At 48.0% G+C, this 14425-nt stretch carries 15 protein-coding genes; 12 read left to right on the top strand and 3 right to left on the bottom strand.

All coding sequences use genetic code 11. The features are described 5' to 3' along the window. Positions 1 to 186 precede the first annotated feature (186 nt). The 4 genes from NSQ39_RS19055 to NSQ39_RS19040 all read left to right on the top strand — a co-directional run bounded on the left by NSQ39_RS19055 (position 187) and on the right by NSQ39_RS19040 (position 3433). A complete protein-coding gene (locus NSQ39_RS19055) occupies positions 187 to 411 on the top strand; it encodes a DUF1450 domain-containing protein (RefSeq protein WP_026589133.1) in 225 nt (74 codons plus the stop codon). Positions 412 to 611: 200 nt separating this feature from the next. Next, complete coding sequence (locus NSQ39_RS19050) at positions 612 to 1910, top strand: HD domain-containing protein (RefSeq protein ID WP_175076670.1); 1299 nt, start codon at positions 612 to 614, stop codon at positions 1908 to 1910. 30 nt (positions 1911 to 1940) lie between these two features. After that, positions 1941 to 2441, top strand: coding sequence for a YwgA family protein (locus NSQ39_RS19045; RefSeq protein WP_046130263.1), 501 nt, complete (start codon positions 1941 to 1943; stop codon positions 2439 to 2441). A gap of 185 nt (positions 2442 to 2626) precedes the next feature. Then, positions 2627 to 3433: a zinc-dependent metalloprotease gene (locus NSQ39_RS19040; protein WP_046130264.1), complete on the top strand. Its 807-nt coding sequence runs from the start codon at positions 2627 to 2629 to the stop codon at positions 3431 to 3433. Between the two features lie 43 nt (positions 3434 to 3476). Here the strand turns inward: NSQ39_RS19040 and NSQ39_RS19035 are convergent, their stop codons facing one another. After that, on the bottom strand, positions 3477 to 3662 hold the full coding sequence (locus NSQ39_RS19035) for a 2-hydroxymuconate tautomerase (protein WP_046130265.1): 186 nt from the start codon (positions 3660 to 3662) through the stop codon (positions 3477 to 3479). A gap of 120 nt (positions 3663 to 3782) precedes the next feature. On the opposite strand from NSQ39_RS19035, the gene NSQ39_RS19030 reads away from it, so the two are divergent. Both NSQ39_RS19030 and NSQ39_RS19025 read left to right on the top strand, forming a co-directional pair. Continuing rightward, positions 3783 to 4427 (top strand): site-2 protease family protein, encoded by a 645-nt coding sequence (locus NSQ39_RS19030; RefSeq protein ID WP_175076672.1) that lies wholly within the window; start codon positions 3783 to 3785, stop codon positions 4425 to 4427. A 12-nt stretch (positions 4428 to 4439) separates the two neighbouring features. After that, positions 4440 to 4955 carry a YwhD family protein gene (locus tag NSQ39_RS19025; RefSeq protein ID WP_046130267.1) on the top strand — a complete coding sequence of 172 codons (516 nt, stop codon included), beginning with the start codon at positions 4440 to 4442 and terminating at the stop codon, positions 4953 to 4955. Positions 4956 to 4986: 31 nt separating this feature from the next. Here the strand turns inward: NSQ39_RS19025 and NSQ39_RS19020 are convergent, their stop codons facing one another. Further along, positions 4987 to 7059, bottom strand: a complete 2073-nt coding sequence (locus NSQ39_RS19020; protein ID WP_341016531.1) for a transglycosylase domain-containing protein — start codon at positions 7057 to 7059, stop codon at positions 4987 to 4989. Between the two features lie 275 nt (positions 7060 to 7334). On the opposite strand from NSQ39_RS19020, the gene speE reads away from it, so the two are divergent. The 5 genes from speE (at position 7335) to NSQ39_RS18995 (ending at position 11829) form a co-directional block, all read left to right on the top strand. Further along, positions 7335 to 8165 carry a spermidine synthase gene (gene speE / locus NSQ39_RS19015; protein ID WP_082094075.1) on the top strand — a complete coding sequence of 277 codons (831 nt, stop codon included), beginning with the start codon at positions 7335 to 7337 and terminating at the stop codon, positions 8163 to 8165. 56 nt (positions 8166 to 8221) lie between these two features. After that, a complete protein-coding gene (gene speB / locus NSQ39_RS19010; RefSeq protein ID WP_175076674.1) occupies positions 8222 to 9094 on the top strand; it encodes an agmatinase in 873 nt (290 codons plus the stop codon). A 173-nt stretch (positions 9095 to 9267) separates the two neighbouring features. Beyond that, the gene (locus tag NSQ39_RS19005; RefSeq protein ID WP_236809789.1) at positions 9268 to 9696 is read left to right on the top strand and encodes a DUF1934 domain-containing protein; all 429 of its coding nucleotides are present in this window, start codon (positions 9268 to 9270) and stop codon (positions 9694 to 9696) included. After that, positions 9693 to 11363 carry an arginine--tRNA ligase gene (gene argS / locus NSQ39_RS19000; RefSeq protein ID WP_175076676.1) on the top strand — a complete coding sequence of 557 codons (1671 nt, stop codon included), beginning with the start codon at positions 9693 to 9695 and terminating at the stop codon, positions 11361 to 11363. Before NSQ39_RS19005 ends, argS begins: the two co-directional genes overlap by 4 nt. A gap of 202 nt (positions 11364 to 11565) precedes the next feature. Beyond that, positions 11566 to 11829, top strand: coding sequence for a hypothetical protein (locus NSQ39_RS18995; RefSeq protein ID WP_175076677.1), 264 nt, complete (start codon positions 11566 to 11568; stop codon positions 11827 to 11829). Here the strand turns inward: NSQ39_RS18995 and NSQ39_RS18990 are convergent. Next, positions 11824 to 12090 (bottom strand): hypothetical protein, encoded by a 267-nt coding sequence (locus NSQ39_RS18990; RefSeq protein WP_046130273.1) that lies wholly within the window; start codon positions 12088 to 12090, stop codon positions 11824 to 11826. The genes NSQ39_RS18995 and NSQ39_RS18990 overlap by 6 nt on opposite strands. Before the next feature lie 211 nt (positions 12091 to 12301). On the opposite strand from NSQ39_RS18990, the gene NSQ39_RS18985 reads away from it, so the two are divergent. Next, the gene (locus NSQ39_RS18985; protein ID WP_175076678.1) at positions 12302 to 14416 is read left to right on the top strand and encodes a (Fe-S)-binding protein; all 2115 of its coding nucleotides are present in this window, start codon (positions 12302 to 12304) and stop codon (positions 14414 to 14416) included. Positions 14417 to 14425 lie beyond the last annotated feature (9 nt).

Genomic DNA, 14425 nt, shown 5'->3' with positions numbered 1-14425 from the left:
GTCCAATTTGGAAAATATTTATACAAGTTTGCTAAAAGAATAGGAAGTGATTTTTTAGCGGCCGCTCCTTGCAGGAATGGGAGAATCCTTGTACAATGGAGGATGGTGTCATTTTTATTACAGTTCGGCAAAAATCGAATGCCTTCCATAAAGACAGATGAACTTTAACGAAAGGAAGCGTATGAAATGGCGAATGAATTTCGAGTGTGTGACGATTGCCAGGCCACGAATTTAAAGACGCTTTTGCCCCGGCTGAAGGAAATCGATCCGGATGCGAAAGTGGAGATCGGCTGTCAGTCTTATTGCGGGCCGGGACGGAAAAAATCGTTTGCATTTGTCAACAATCGACCGCTTTCAGCTCCTACTGAAGACGAGCTGATCGAAAAAGTGAAAAAGAAAGTCAAAAAATAATCGCCTCCCCGACGGGTCAGGCGTTTTTGCTTGTTTACCGGCTTTTCCTGCATACTGGAACAAGTTTTTGGGCAAATTCAAGGATGTTTTCAAAAAACAGACCCGATATAATAGAAAAAGATATAAAAAACGAAGTTCCGAAAGATTGAATAAGAACGGTTTTGGCAGTTTGCCTCACGTTTAAAAAAAGAGGGACAGAAATGGCGTATCCATACGGAAAATTATCTGAAGAAAAGGTGTTTAAAGATCCTGTACACCGTTATGTCCACGTACGGGACAAGCTTATCTGGGATTTGATCGGAACACGCGAGTTCCAAAGGCTGCGCAGAATCAAGCAGCTTGGGACGACCTATTTGACGTTTCACGGCGCTGAACACAGCCGCTTTAACCACTCCCTCGGCGTATATGAAATCGTCCGAAGAATGGTTGATGACGTGTTTAAAGGCAGGGACGAATGGGATGACAGCGAACGCGACCTGTGCCTGTGCGCAGCGCTTTTGCACGACTTGGGGCACGGCCCGTTTTCCCATTCATTTGAAAAAGTATTCCGCCTCGATCACGAAGATTTTACGAGAGCGATCATATTAGGCGATACAGAGGTTAACAAAGTGCTTGGGAAGGTGAGCCCGACATTTGCAAAGGACGTCGCCGAAGTCATTGCGAAAACCTACAAAAACAAACAGGTGGTCAGCCTGATCTCAAGCCAGATTGACGCTGACCGCATGGACTATCTGCAGCGCGACGCATACTACACCGGCGTCAGCTACGGGCACTTTGACATGGAGCGGATTCTTCGCGTCATGCGGCCGCGCGAAGACCAGATTGTCATTAAACAGACCGGAATGCATGCTGTCGAAGATTACATCATGAGCCGCTATCAGATGTATTGGCAAGTCTATTTCCATCCGGTGACAAGAAGCGCTGAGGTTATTTTGACGAAAATCCTTCACAGGGCAAAGCAGCTTCATCAGGAAGGCTACATATTTACGCATGCACCTGTCCATTTTTACTCCATTTTCGAAGGAAACGTCACATTGGATGATTATTTGAGCCTTGATGAGGCGATTATTCTTTATTACTTTCAGGCGTGGGAAAAAGAAGAGGATGAGATTCTGTCTGATTTATGCCGCCGTTTCATCAACCGCAGGCTGTTCCAGTACGCCGAATTCAATCCGAATGAAGAAATGGCGACTTATTTTGAGCTGACTTCGCTGTTTAAAGAATCAGGTATTGATCCCGAATATTATCTTGTGGTGGATTCCTCATCAGACCTTCCTTACGATTTCTACAGGCCGGGAGAGGAAGAAGAGCGCCTGCCGATCCAATTGCTGACAAATAGCGGTCAGATTAAGGAACTGTCGCGCCAGTCTGACATTGTCGATGCGATTTCCGGCAAACGGAGGACGGATCATAAGCTTTATTTTCCGCTGGATCTCATCGAAGGACTGGGAGCCGGCCCGCGCGGGGATCGAATCAAAGAGTTGATTGGACTGACATAGAAAGAAAAGGATGAAGGAGGTGTCGGGGATTTGTTAAAAGAACATGCAAAGCTGATGAAGGTGTTCTCGGATTCAGGGGAGATCATCGGGAGAAAAAAGCTGCAAAAGATCATTTATATTGCAAAGAAGCTGGAGCTTCCCTTTTATGAAAAGTACGATTTCCACTTTTACGGCCCGTACTCGGAGGAGCTGACGCTTCAGGTTGAAGAGCTGTGCAATCTCGGATTTCTCCATGAAGTCAAAGAGAAAAAAGGCGGGTATTATCAATACCGGTATTCTCCCACTGAAGCGGGAAGGCAATTTTTAAGCCAGTGCGAGCTGGAAATGAAGGATATCAAGCCGTATATTGACGATGTGAACTGCCAGTCTTCGCGATTTTTGGAGCTGGTCGCCACGATCCTTTACTTTGAGGACCTTGATCAGGATGAGATCAGAGAAAAAGTGTTTACGATTAAGAGCAAACAGCGGTATACGGACGAAGAATTCGATGAAGCCGTCGCTTACATAGAAAAGCTAAAGGATCTGTGTTAAAAGACCTGTCGGACGACAGGTTTTTTTGTTATATGTTTTTGTCGAATGATGGGGGTTTGTAGGAATTTAGAAAGAAAGCAGCAAAAAGAACGTATGCTATATGTCCTCTCTTTTATCTGAATTGAAGGAATTTTCAGATAAGTGGAAGAATTTTTAATTCGTTCAAAAATAAGGAGGGGTTGAAAGTGAAAAAGCGTTCTGTATTCTTTTCTTTGCTGCTGTCTGCCGGTTTGATTCCAGGACTGACGGCGGGGGTAGCCAAAACGGACGGCCACGATCATGAGCACGCCCGCGGGGCAAAAGGAACCTATGTCGAGTCATTGCCGAAAGCTGAGAGTTTTAAAGATTTTAACGGAAAAGTTCAAATTGAAAGAACGACAGTTACAAAAATTCTTGACGAAAAAGGAAATGTCACTGGAACGAAAACGTTCAAAAAGAATACAAGCAATGGGGAATTTTCGACACAGGCATCAACAGGCGCTCAGAAGGTAAGCGTTCTGGCTGTGGCGGATGCCCAGTATCGTGCGAAATACAGCGACTGGCAGACGAGAATCGTTCAAATTGTCGAGCAGGCTGATGTAATGTTCAACCGCGATCACAGCATTGATTTTGTCGTGGAGGCAGTGGCGCCTTGGACGTCTTCAGGCAGCAACAGCTCTCAAATTCTCTCAAACCTTCAAAGGAGCTTCAGCGGAAGAAATTATAAATTCGTCGTCGGATTTACCGCCAACAGCAACTTTGACGCGGGCGGCATCGCGTATGTATACAGCAGCAAGCCGAGCGGCAGCGCCTTCAGCGTCAACCTTGACCAGGGAACGGCCAATACGGCAAAAGCGGCCACACACGAATTTTCACATAACTTCGGATTAAATCATGATGCGCAAGGAAGCGGGATTCGCTGCATTATGAACTACGATTACGCGTACACGGTCGATGTCTGGGATTCGGCTCATAACAGCCAGATCTCAAGAAATAAAGCCTGGTATCAATAATCAAAAAGGGCGTCCTGCAATAAGCGGCAGGCGCCCTTTTTGATTATTGATCGCTCATCCGTTTCCCGGCGACTCCGTAATTTTCTTTTTTCAGCTCTTCAATGATGACAGCGACCCTTTCTTTAGGCGCCCCCGTTGTTTCAGAGACGGCTTCTGTCACTTTTTCGACAAGATTTCTTTTTTGCTCGTCAGTGCGGCCTTCGAGCATTTGAACGGTTACGTACGGCATGTTTTGTCCTCCCCCTAAAAAAATTCGCTCACTTTAGCATAAGATGCTCTTATAGTATACTGAAGATAGTAAATCTTTGTATACGAGAAAGAGGGAAAAACTATTTTAGACCGTTTTTTGATGTATCCGTTTGAAATGATTCCGTACGTCGTATTGACGCTTGCCGCCGCATTTACCGTGCATGAAGTCGCCCATGCATATGTGGCATACAAATTTGGCGACGAAACGGCCAAGCGGCAGGGAAGGCTGACGCTCAACCCTCTCAAACACCTTGATCCGTTTGGGACGATTTTGATATTTTTGATGGGATTTGGCTGGGCGAAGCCCGTACCCGTCAACCGTTTTTATTTTAAAAAGCCGAGGCTTGCCGGTTTTCTCGTTTCGATTGCCGGGCCGGTCAGCAACCTGGTCCTTGCTTTGCTCGGATTTCTTTTGGCACTGTTATCTGCAAAGCTGACTTCTGTGCTGCCTTCCGCTTTTTATTCCGGATTGCTTCAGTTTCTGACGATTTGGGTCAATTTAAACTTGCTTTTATTTCTTTTTAATTTAATGCCGTTTCCGCCGCTTGACGGCTTCCGGGTCATACAGGTCGTCGTTGCGCCTGATGTGCGGGCGAAGCTGACGAAATACGAAGCTTACGGATCGATCGTTTTTCTGATCATCGTCATTACGCCGCTTGGGCAATATGTATTCTGGCCATTTCTCAACGATGGCCGGGAATTGATCATCTCGATTTTTAACAGCGTTTTCCGGCCGCTGATGTAGGAGGTATTATTGATGGAACAAGGAAAAAAGAAAAAAACTATCGGCTTCAATATCATTAAAAGCGATCCGACGGACGGACACGGTGGGTTCGGCGCAGGTTCATTGAGCCTTGATAACGTATCCCCCGTGATCGTCGATGTGACGGAAAAGGAAGCGTTCATTGATATCGGCGCCATGCATGCGAGAAGCGCCGTCGAAAAGGGGATTAAATTTCTTCCGAATAAAGAGGAAGTGCCGAACGGGAAGCCTTATTGGCTTGTCTGGGTGACCATCGACCGGAAGGAGGAAGGCCCTTATTACGCAGGTGTGACGGCTTGTGAAATGACGGTGGACAGAAGCATTCGCCGCGGCTACAAAAAGCTTCCGGAGCATGTCAATTTAATGGATAAATCGATGAAGCGGAAGATTATCGTCGACCATATGGATGAGGATTCAAAGCATGTGCTTGGCGAGTTTTTAAAAAATCACGATCAGGGGCTTTGGGATCGTTCGTCAGATGAGCTGAAAAAAGGACTGCTTCAGGAATAGCAAAACCCCGGGCTTTAGAAGGCCCGGGGTTTTATTCATTTCTCCTGAACCACCATTCCCACCATTTTTTTCGTTTGTGCGGTTTTGCGGGATTCTCCGGTTCGGCTTTTTTGTCCTGATACGTTTCTTTTCCGAAGCACACCTGGTCAGGCTCGGTTCCTTCGATAAAGTAGGCGAGATGCCTGGCCGGACAGCCCGGGGCTGCGGCATATCCAGTGGTTGGATCGATATACACGCTTTTTACGCCATCAGGCGGTTTTAATGCAGCCTCAGGTTCGCCTGCAAGCGCTCGTTCCATGAACTCGGCCCAAATTTGTTTGGCGTAGTTTTTTTCCTTGACGATATCGATCGACCGTCCCTTGTCATAGCCGGTCCATACGCCTGAGGCGAGGCCGGGATAAAAACCGATCATCCAGCTGTCCGTGCCCGTCGTTCCCGATTTTCCGGCATATGTCCGCGTTAATTTACCGGCGATCGTCCGGCCGGTCACCGATGTGTAGCCGTCCAGCGATGTGTCAAACATGCCGGTCATCATGTTTGCCGTAATAAAAGCCGCTTTTGGATCAAGTAGCTGCTTATGGCGGTTCGGTTTTTCATAAAGCACCGTCCCGTTCGAATCGGTGATTTTCGTAATAAATGACGGCTCGATTTGCTTTCCGCCGTTTGCCAGCATGGCGTACGCATTCACCATTTCGATCGGCTTTACGGGCGACGTGCCGAGCGCCAGTGAGGGCACTTTCTGGAGCGGGCTTGTAATTCCGAACTGTTTGGCAGCATCGATCAGTTTGTCCATTCCGAGGAAAAGGTGCGTTTTTACCGCGTAAATATTATCCGACAAGGCGAGCGCCTGAAGCAGGGTGATCGGACCGTCCGCGTAATAGCCATGGTAATTGCTCGGGGAATACAAGGCTCCATTTCCGAGCTCAAACGCCGTTTCTGCGCTTCTCATCCTCGTTGCCGGCGTGAAGCCGTTTTGAATCGCTGAATAATAAAGCAAAGGCTTCATCGTTGACCCGGGCTGCCGCCTCGCCTGCGTCACGCGGTTGAACGGGCTTTTTTCGTAGTCCCGTCCCCCGACGAGGGCGAGGACGCTGCCGTTATACGGGTCGACTGCGGCAAATCCGGCTTGAATGCCGCTTTTCGAGTCGATCGTCTGTTTGACCGCTTTTTCGGCGATTTTCTGCAGGCGGGAATCAAGGGTCGTATACACGCTGTAACCGCCTGTTTCCGCTTGTTCCGGCGTCAGTTTTAGGAGGCGGGCGATTTCTTTGACAGCCTCGTCATAAAAGTACGGAGCCGCCTTTGCTTCGGTTTGTTTCTCCCGTTTTTTGTATGTGAGCGGCATTTCCTTCAGTTTTGCCGCCTGTTTTTTTGTCAGCTTGTTTTCCTTTTCCATCATTGTCAAAATCATTTCCTGCCGCTCTTTCGCTTTTGTTTCGTTAACGAACGGCGAATACACCGACGGTCCTTTCGGAATGCCGGCCAGCATGGCAGCTTCGGCCGCGTTGATGTTTTTGGCGCTCTTGCCGAAGTACATCCGTGAAGCTGCTTCGATTCCGTATGCACCGTGTCCGTAGTAAATCGTATTTAAATAGCCTTCTAAAATGTCTTTCTTTGAATAATTTTGCTCAAGGCGTATCGTATAAAAGGCTTCATTCCACTTTCTTTTCCACGTTTTATCATGGCCGAGGTAGAGGTTTCTCGCATATTGCTGGGTGATGGTGCTTGCGCCCTGAACCTTGGACATCGCTTTTAGATCGGCGATGACGGCTCCGGCCATCCGCACATAATCAAAACCGTGGTGCCGGAAAAAATTCCGGTCTTCAACGGCAAGCGTGGCATCGATGACGGCGGGATTGATGTTGTCAAGCGACACCCAGTACCGTTTCTGCCCATAATGGGTTTCGCCCATCTGTTTTCCGTTTCCGTCATAAAGCACGGTCGATCTCGGCACCTGAACGGAGGGAGCGCCCTGCCACTTAGCGGTCAGAACAACCGTCATGATGAGGATGGACAATAAAAGCAGCATTAATATTCCCATGAACAAAAAAGCCCGTATCGTTTTGATGGTCAAACGGACCCGCTTGTTCGTCATCATGTCCATGCTGAAAATCCCCTCTCAGATTAATAAAATGTTCTTATCATTATGAGAAAAAAGAAGAGGATTTAAACAATAGAAACGAAAAAACCGGATGGCGCGCACGGAAAGCTGGAATCTAATGGGTAAGGCTTTTTGATGCCTGAGCCGTCTTTACAATTCCCTTCAATTCCTCTATACTTTTTCTTTAGGCAAAAGCCGATGCCGACAGCAGAATAATCGTCTATTGAGATGAGAAAAATAGATAGAAATACAGCTTATAATGAAAGGAAGATAACGCTTTGAGCGGACTTTGGTATACAGAAAAGCAAACGAAGAATTTTGGCATTACGATGAAAATCAACAAGACTTTACATACAGAGCAGACAGAATTCCAAAATCTCGAAATGGTGGAAACGGAAGAATTCGGAAACATGCTGTTTTTGGACGGCATGGTCATGACGTCTGAAAAAGATGAGTTCGTCTATCATGAAATGGTGGCCCATGTTCCGTTGTTTACGCACCCGAATCCGGAGCAGGTGCTTGTCGTCGGCGGCGGGGACGGCGGCGTCATCCGCGAAATTTTGAAGCATCCGGGCGTCAAAAAGGCAACGCTCGTCGATATCGACGGGAAAGTCATCGAGTACTCAAAGAAATTCCTTCCGACGATTGCGGGCAAGCTCGATGATCCGCGTGTCGAAGTGAAAGTCGGCGACGGCTTCATGCACATCGCAGAATCCGAAAACGAGTACGATGTCATCATGGTTGATTCCACAGAGCCTGTAGGACCTGCTGTCAACCTGTTTACGAAAGGCTTTTACGCGGGAATTGCAAAAGCGCTGAAAGAGGACGGCATCTTCGTCGCTCAGACGGACAACCCTTGGTTTACGCCTGAGCTGATCACGAACGTTCAGCGCGACGTAAAAGAGATCTTCCCGATTACAAGGCTGTATTTGGCAAATATCCCGACATACCCAAGCGGACTGTGGACGTTTACGATCGGTTCGAAAAAATACGATCCGCTTGAAGTAGAAGAGAGCCGCTTCTTTGACATCGATACGAAATACTACACAAAAGAGATCCATAAAGCGGCATTCGTGCTTCCGAAATTCGTCAGCGATTTAATCAAATAAAAACGACTTGCGCAGGAACCAGATTCTGCGCTTTTTTTCAGGAGGTTGAAAACAACATGAGATTTGATGAAGCATATTCGGGAAAGGTATTTATCGCAAGCCGTCCGGATTGGGAAGATGCGGAGGCGATTCTTTACGGCATGCCGATGGACTGGACGGTCAGCTACCGCCCGGGCTCACGCTTCGGCCCGGCGCGAATCCGCGAGGTATCCATCGGGCTTGAGGAATACAGCCCTTATTTGGACAGGGAGCTTACCGACATTCGCTTTTTTGACGCCGGCGACATTCCGCTGCCTTTCGGGAACCCGCAGCGCAGCCTTGATATGATTGAAGAATTTGTCGACAGCATTTTGGATAAAGGAAAATTCCCGCTCGGCATGGGCGGGGAACATCTTGTCTCATGGCCTGTCATTAAAGCGATGTATAAAAAATATCCCGATCTGGCCATCATTCATATGGATGCACATACAGATCTCCGCGTCGAATATGAAGGAGAACCGCTGTCGCATTCAACGCCGATTCGCAAAGCGGCGGAGCTGATCGGCCCGGAAAACGTCTTTTCATTCGGAATTCGTTCAGGCATGAAAGAAGAGTTTAAGTGGGCAAAAGAAAACGGCATGCACATTTCCAAGTTTGAAGTGCTTGAGCCGCTCAAACAAATCCTTCCGAAGCTCGCCGGCCGCCCGGTCTACGTGACGATCGATATCGACGTCCTCGATCCTGCGCATGCGCCTGGGACGGGTACGGTCGACGCTGGGGGCATCACGTCAAAAGAGCTGCTCGCGTCAATTCATGAAATTGCCCGTTCCGATGTGAAAGTCGCCGGGGCCGACCTTGTAGAAGTAGCACCGGTCTACGACCATTCGGAGCAGACGGCGAATACGGCAAGCAAGCTGATTCGCGAAATGCTGCTCGGCTGGGTAAAATAAGTCAAGCTGTCCCCTTTCAGGACAGCTTTTTACTTTTTTGTGATTTCTGATAAAAAGTGTTTAACTTGCGGGCTGTTCTGTTAAGATGTATATAAGGGTGAAGCGGTTGAACTTTTGTTCTTGAATGATTATACTAATCAAGTCAAATCCGAATGAAAAAAGGATGTGTCGGAATGGATCGGGAGACACCCGTTAAGATTCACGTGAAATCCGTTATCCAGGAAGGATCAGACTTGGAAACGATTGAATTCCGGACAACCGGATTTTATTATATGAAAAAAGATAAATTATACCTTACCTATCATGAAGAGCATGAGGCGGGAAAGGTCAAAACGATCGTCAAGGCGAGCGAAAATGAAGTGTTGGTGATGCGGTCAGGCGCGATCGAAATGAAGCAGCGGTTTCTAAAGGGCAGCCGAACCGTCACACATTATAAAATGCCGTTCGGACAGCTTGAGCTTGGGGTGGACACAAAGGATATATCGGTTCAACCTCAAAAGGAGAACGGCGATATCAATATTGTTTACGATATGCTTGTAAGCGGTGATCAAAAGCACTTACATAAAATGTCGATTTCGTACAGAGGAGGACATGATTCATGAACATAGTCGAACAGATGAAGGATGCGCTGAAACAGGAAATTAAAGAAGCCGTCATAAAAGCGGGGCTGGCGGATGAGGCGGATATTCCGGAAGTCGTTTTGGAAGTGCCGAAAGATAAAGCACACGGCGACTACTCGACAAATATGGCAATGCAGCTGGCTAGAATCGCGAAAAAGGCGCCGCGCAGCATTGCGGAGGACATCGTCGCAACCTTCGATAAAGGAAAAGCGTCGATTGATAAGCTTGATATCGCAGGACCGGGATTTATCAATTTTTATATGGACAATCAATATTTGACAAAGCTGATTCCTGCCGTTCTTGAAGCAGGAGAAGCTTACGGCGAATCAAATGTCGGAGCGGGAGAGCGCGTTCAGGTGGAATTCGTTTCGGCCAACCCGACGGGCAACCTTCATCTGGGACATGCCCGGGGCGCCGCTGTCGGCGATTCCCTGTGCAATGTTCTCGAAAAAGCGGGTTATGAGGTAAGCCGCGAATATTACATTAATGATGCCGGCAACCAAATCAACAATCTGGCTCTGTCTGTCGAGGCCCGCTATTTTGAGGCGCTCGGCCAGGATAAGCCGATGCCTGAAGACGGATACCACGGCGAGGATATTAAAGAAGTCGGACGCAAGCTTGCCGAAGAGTTCGGCGACCGTTTTATCCATGAGGAAGAAAGCGAACGCCTCGCCTTTTTCCGCGAATACGGGCTGAAATACGAATTGGGCAAACTTCGCGAAGATCTCGAGAATTTCCGCGTGCCGTTTGACGTGTGGTATTCAGAGACATCGCTTTACGAAAACGGCAAAATCGATCAGGCGCTTGAAACGCTCCGCGACAAAGGACATATCTATGAAGAAGACGGGGCGACATGGTTCAGATCGACGACGTTCGGCGATGACAAAGACCGCGTGCTGATCAAAAAAGACGGATCTTACACGTATCTTCTGCCTGACATCGCTTATCACAAGGACAAGCTTGACCGCGGTTTTCAAAAGCTGATCAACGTGTGGGGAGCAGATCATCACGGCTATATTCCGCGCATGAAGGCGGCCATCGAAGCGCTCGGCTATGATAAAGAAACGCTTGAGGTCGAGATCATCCAGCTTGTACACCTATACAAAAACGGCGAAAAAATGAAAATGAGCAAAAGAACGGGTAAAGCCGTAACAATGCGCGACTTGATCGATGAGGTCGGCCTTGACGCCGTGCGCTATTTCTTCGCGATGCGCAGCGCTGACACCCATATGGACTTCGACCTTGACCTTGCCGTCTCCACGTCGAACGAAAATCCGGTGTATTACGCGCAATACGCACATGCGAGAATTTGCAGCATGCTCCGCCAGGGCGAAGAAAAAGGAATTCTACCCGAAGGAAATCTTGATTTCTCAAAGATCGCTTCTGAAAAAGAATACGATTTGTTAAAAGTGATCGGCTCTTTCCCTGAAGCGGTCGCCGACGCGGCTCAAAAACGGATTCCTCACCGCATCACAAACTATATTTTTGAACTGGCATCCGCTCTGCACAGTTTTTACAATGCCGAGAAGGTTCTGGATGCAGCTGATGAAGGAAAAAGCCGTGCGCGCCTATCGCTGATGAAAGCGACACAGATCACCCTGAACAACGCGCTGAAACTGATCGGCGTTTCCGCGCCTGAAAAAATGTAATATTCATCCCTTATCCTTTTGGATGAGGGATTTTTTTGTTATCGAAATATAAGGCGGAGATGATGGAGACAGATCGCATCGATGTAGAAAACGGGTTTATCATTTCCGCAACAAAAGACAATCCTGATATGGACTGAATCTGCCGTTTTTTGAGCGAATAATCAACCGGGAAAAAGGGATCAAACAAGAGCTGGTCACGGAAATGATCCTGAACACGCAGCTTTGCTGCGGGCTGTATGAAAACGGCGGAAAGCGGGCCGGATTCGCCAGGGTGATCTCGGACTTTGTCAGGTTCGGCTGGGTTTGCAACGTCTTTATTTGGCCGTTCTCCGGGGAAGCTTTGGCTGAAGCCTTGTCAGCCAAAGCCTGGGGTGTCTGTTTGATGATGGCGGCTGATGATGAGCCCGGATATGAAAACGGTCGAAAACAGATACGAAAAAGGAAGGGTGTTCGCCCTTCCTTATGAAACGTTCGTCTGGTAAACGATTGATTTCGCTTTTTGTATCAAGGTTTCCGCTTCTTTTCCTTCAATCACGATAAGGCACTCCTTCTCCCGATTGGACATTCTGAACATCTCCAATTCGAGAAGGTCTTTAATTTTGCACATCGTTTTTTTCGTGCAGATATATAGCTGATGTTGTGCTGAGCGGCAAAGCCGGTACAGCTCGATCAAATTTTTTAGCGTCATCGATTTTTCGCCGATTTTAATGGATTCTGCTCGATTCATCTTGCATCCCCTCCGTATGTAAATATTCTCTCTAATGAAAGTGTTACCCGCAGAGCTGACACGTTAAACACGAATGACATCCTGTGGGCAAACGGCATCTCCGATTTTCCAGCGATTATGAAAAAATATTGACTGAACACTCATTCATTATTTAAGATAAAGATAGACAGAAGGGGTTTTCATTCAGGGGAACTGAAAGGGGGAGCTAGTGTTGAGTACGTTGCTGTGGTTGAATGTCATCGCATTTCTCGGTGTAACCGCTTACGCTGTTTATCTGTTCGTCTATCTGATCAGAACGAGAATCAGCTATATCAAGCTCGGGCAAAAAGAGGTTTTTGATAAGCGGATCAAAGAGAGGCTTCAAAGGATATGGGAGAATGTGTTCGGGCAGAAAAAACTGCTCAAAGATAAGAAGAGCGGAATCATCCATGTGGTATTTTTTTACGGTTTTATTCTCGTACAGTTTGGTGCGATCGATTTTATTATAAAAGGGCTTATGCCTGACAGGGGGCTGCCTCTCGGTAAAGCTTACCCGGTGTTTACGTTCTTCCAGGAAATCGTCACACTGATGATTCTGATTGCGGTGGGCTGGGCTTTTTACAGACGTTATATCGAAAAGCTCGTCAGGCTGAAACGCAACTTTAAGTCGGGAATCGTCCTGCTGTTGATCGGCGGATTGATGTTTACCGTACTGCTCGGGAACGGGATGAATATGGTCTGGCACGGGCATTCGCTGTCATGGTACGAGCCGATGGCCTCTCTCGTCGCTTTCGTTTTCGCATTTATAGGCGAAACCGCATCAGGGGCCGTTTTCTATGCAGCATGGTGGGCGCACCTTTTGATCTTGCTGACGTTTTTGGTCTATGTTCCGCAGTCCAAGCACGCCCACCTCATTGCAGGACCTGCAAACGTCTTTTTCAGCAGGCTGACGAATCCGGGGAAGCTTGAAAAGATCGATTTTGAAGACGAATCAAAAGAGACATTCGGCGTCGGCCGCATTGAAGAGTTCAGGCAATCGCAGCTCATCGACCTTTATGCATGTGTGGAATGCGGCCGCTGCACAAATATGTGTCCGGCAACAGGCACGGGAAAAATGCTTTCTCCGATGGATCTGATTTTGCGGCTCAGAGACCACTTGACGGAAAAAGGGGCGGCCGTCACGTCAAAAACGCCTTGGGTTCCTGCACTGCTGTTCCGCCATACAAAGGGAAATCAGCTTGCACTGGCAGCAGGCGGAGAAGGATCAAGAGAAGCCGCCGCCTCGGAAATTTACAATCCAAGCTTAATCGGGGACATCATTACCGAAGAGGAAATCTGGGCCTGCACGACTTGCCGGAATTGCGAAGATCAATGTCCGGTGATGAATGAACACGTCGATAAGATCATCGATCTCCGCCGGTATCTCGTTTTGACCGAAGGGAAAATGGACGCCGATGCTCAACGCGCCATGACGAGCATCGAAAGACAGGGCAACCCTTGGGGACTAAACAGGAAAGAACGGGAGAACTGGCGCGACGTGAGAGAAGACGTCGAAGTGCCGACCGTAAAGGAAATGAAGAAAAAAGGCGCTTCATTTGAATATTTGTTTTGGGTCGGTTCGATGGGCTCGTATGACAGAAGAAGCCAAAAAATCGCGGTCGCTTTTGCGCGCCTCCTCAATGAAGCAGGCGTCACATTTGCGATTTTAGGCAATAAAGAAAAAAACTCCGGCGACACGCCGAGACGTCTCGGCAATGAATTTCTGTTTCAGGAGCTTGCTGCTAAAAATATCGAAGAATTTGAGAAAAATGGCATCCGAAAAATTGTAACGATTGATCCTCATGCATACAATGTGTTTAAAAACGAATATCCTGATTTTGGCCTTGAAGCAGACGTTTATCATCATACGGAAATTCTCTCCGCCCTCATCAAGGACGGAAAGCTTAAACCTGAGTTTCCGGTTAACGAAACCGTCACGTTCCATGATTCATGCTATTTGGGCCGCTACAACGGAGTTTACGATCCTCCGCGCGAGATTCTCCGCTCCATACCGGGCATCCGCTTAGTCGAAATGGAACGGAGCCGGGAAAACGGAATGTGCTGCGGAGCCGGAGGCGGCCTCATGTGGATGGAGGAAGAGACGGGAACAAGGATCAATGTTGCCAGAACTGAACAGGCGCTCCTTGCGGCACCTTCGGTCATCAGTTCTGGATGTCCGTATTGCCTTACGATGCTCGGAGATGGAACGAAGGCGAAGGAGCTCGACGATCAAGTCGGCACATACGATGTGGCCGAACTGCTTGAACGCGCCGTCTTTGGTGCGGAAGAGAAAGAGCATGCTTCCTAAGCGGGTGAA

The sequence above is a fragment of the Bacillus sp. FSL W8-0848 genome (genome assembly GCF_038007805.1).
Lineage (GTDB): Bacteria > Bacillota > Bacilli > Bacillales > Bacillaceae > Bacillus > Bacillus glycinifermentans.
This window is presented reverse-complemented; position numbering and strand designations above follow the sequence as displayed.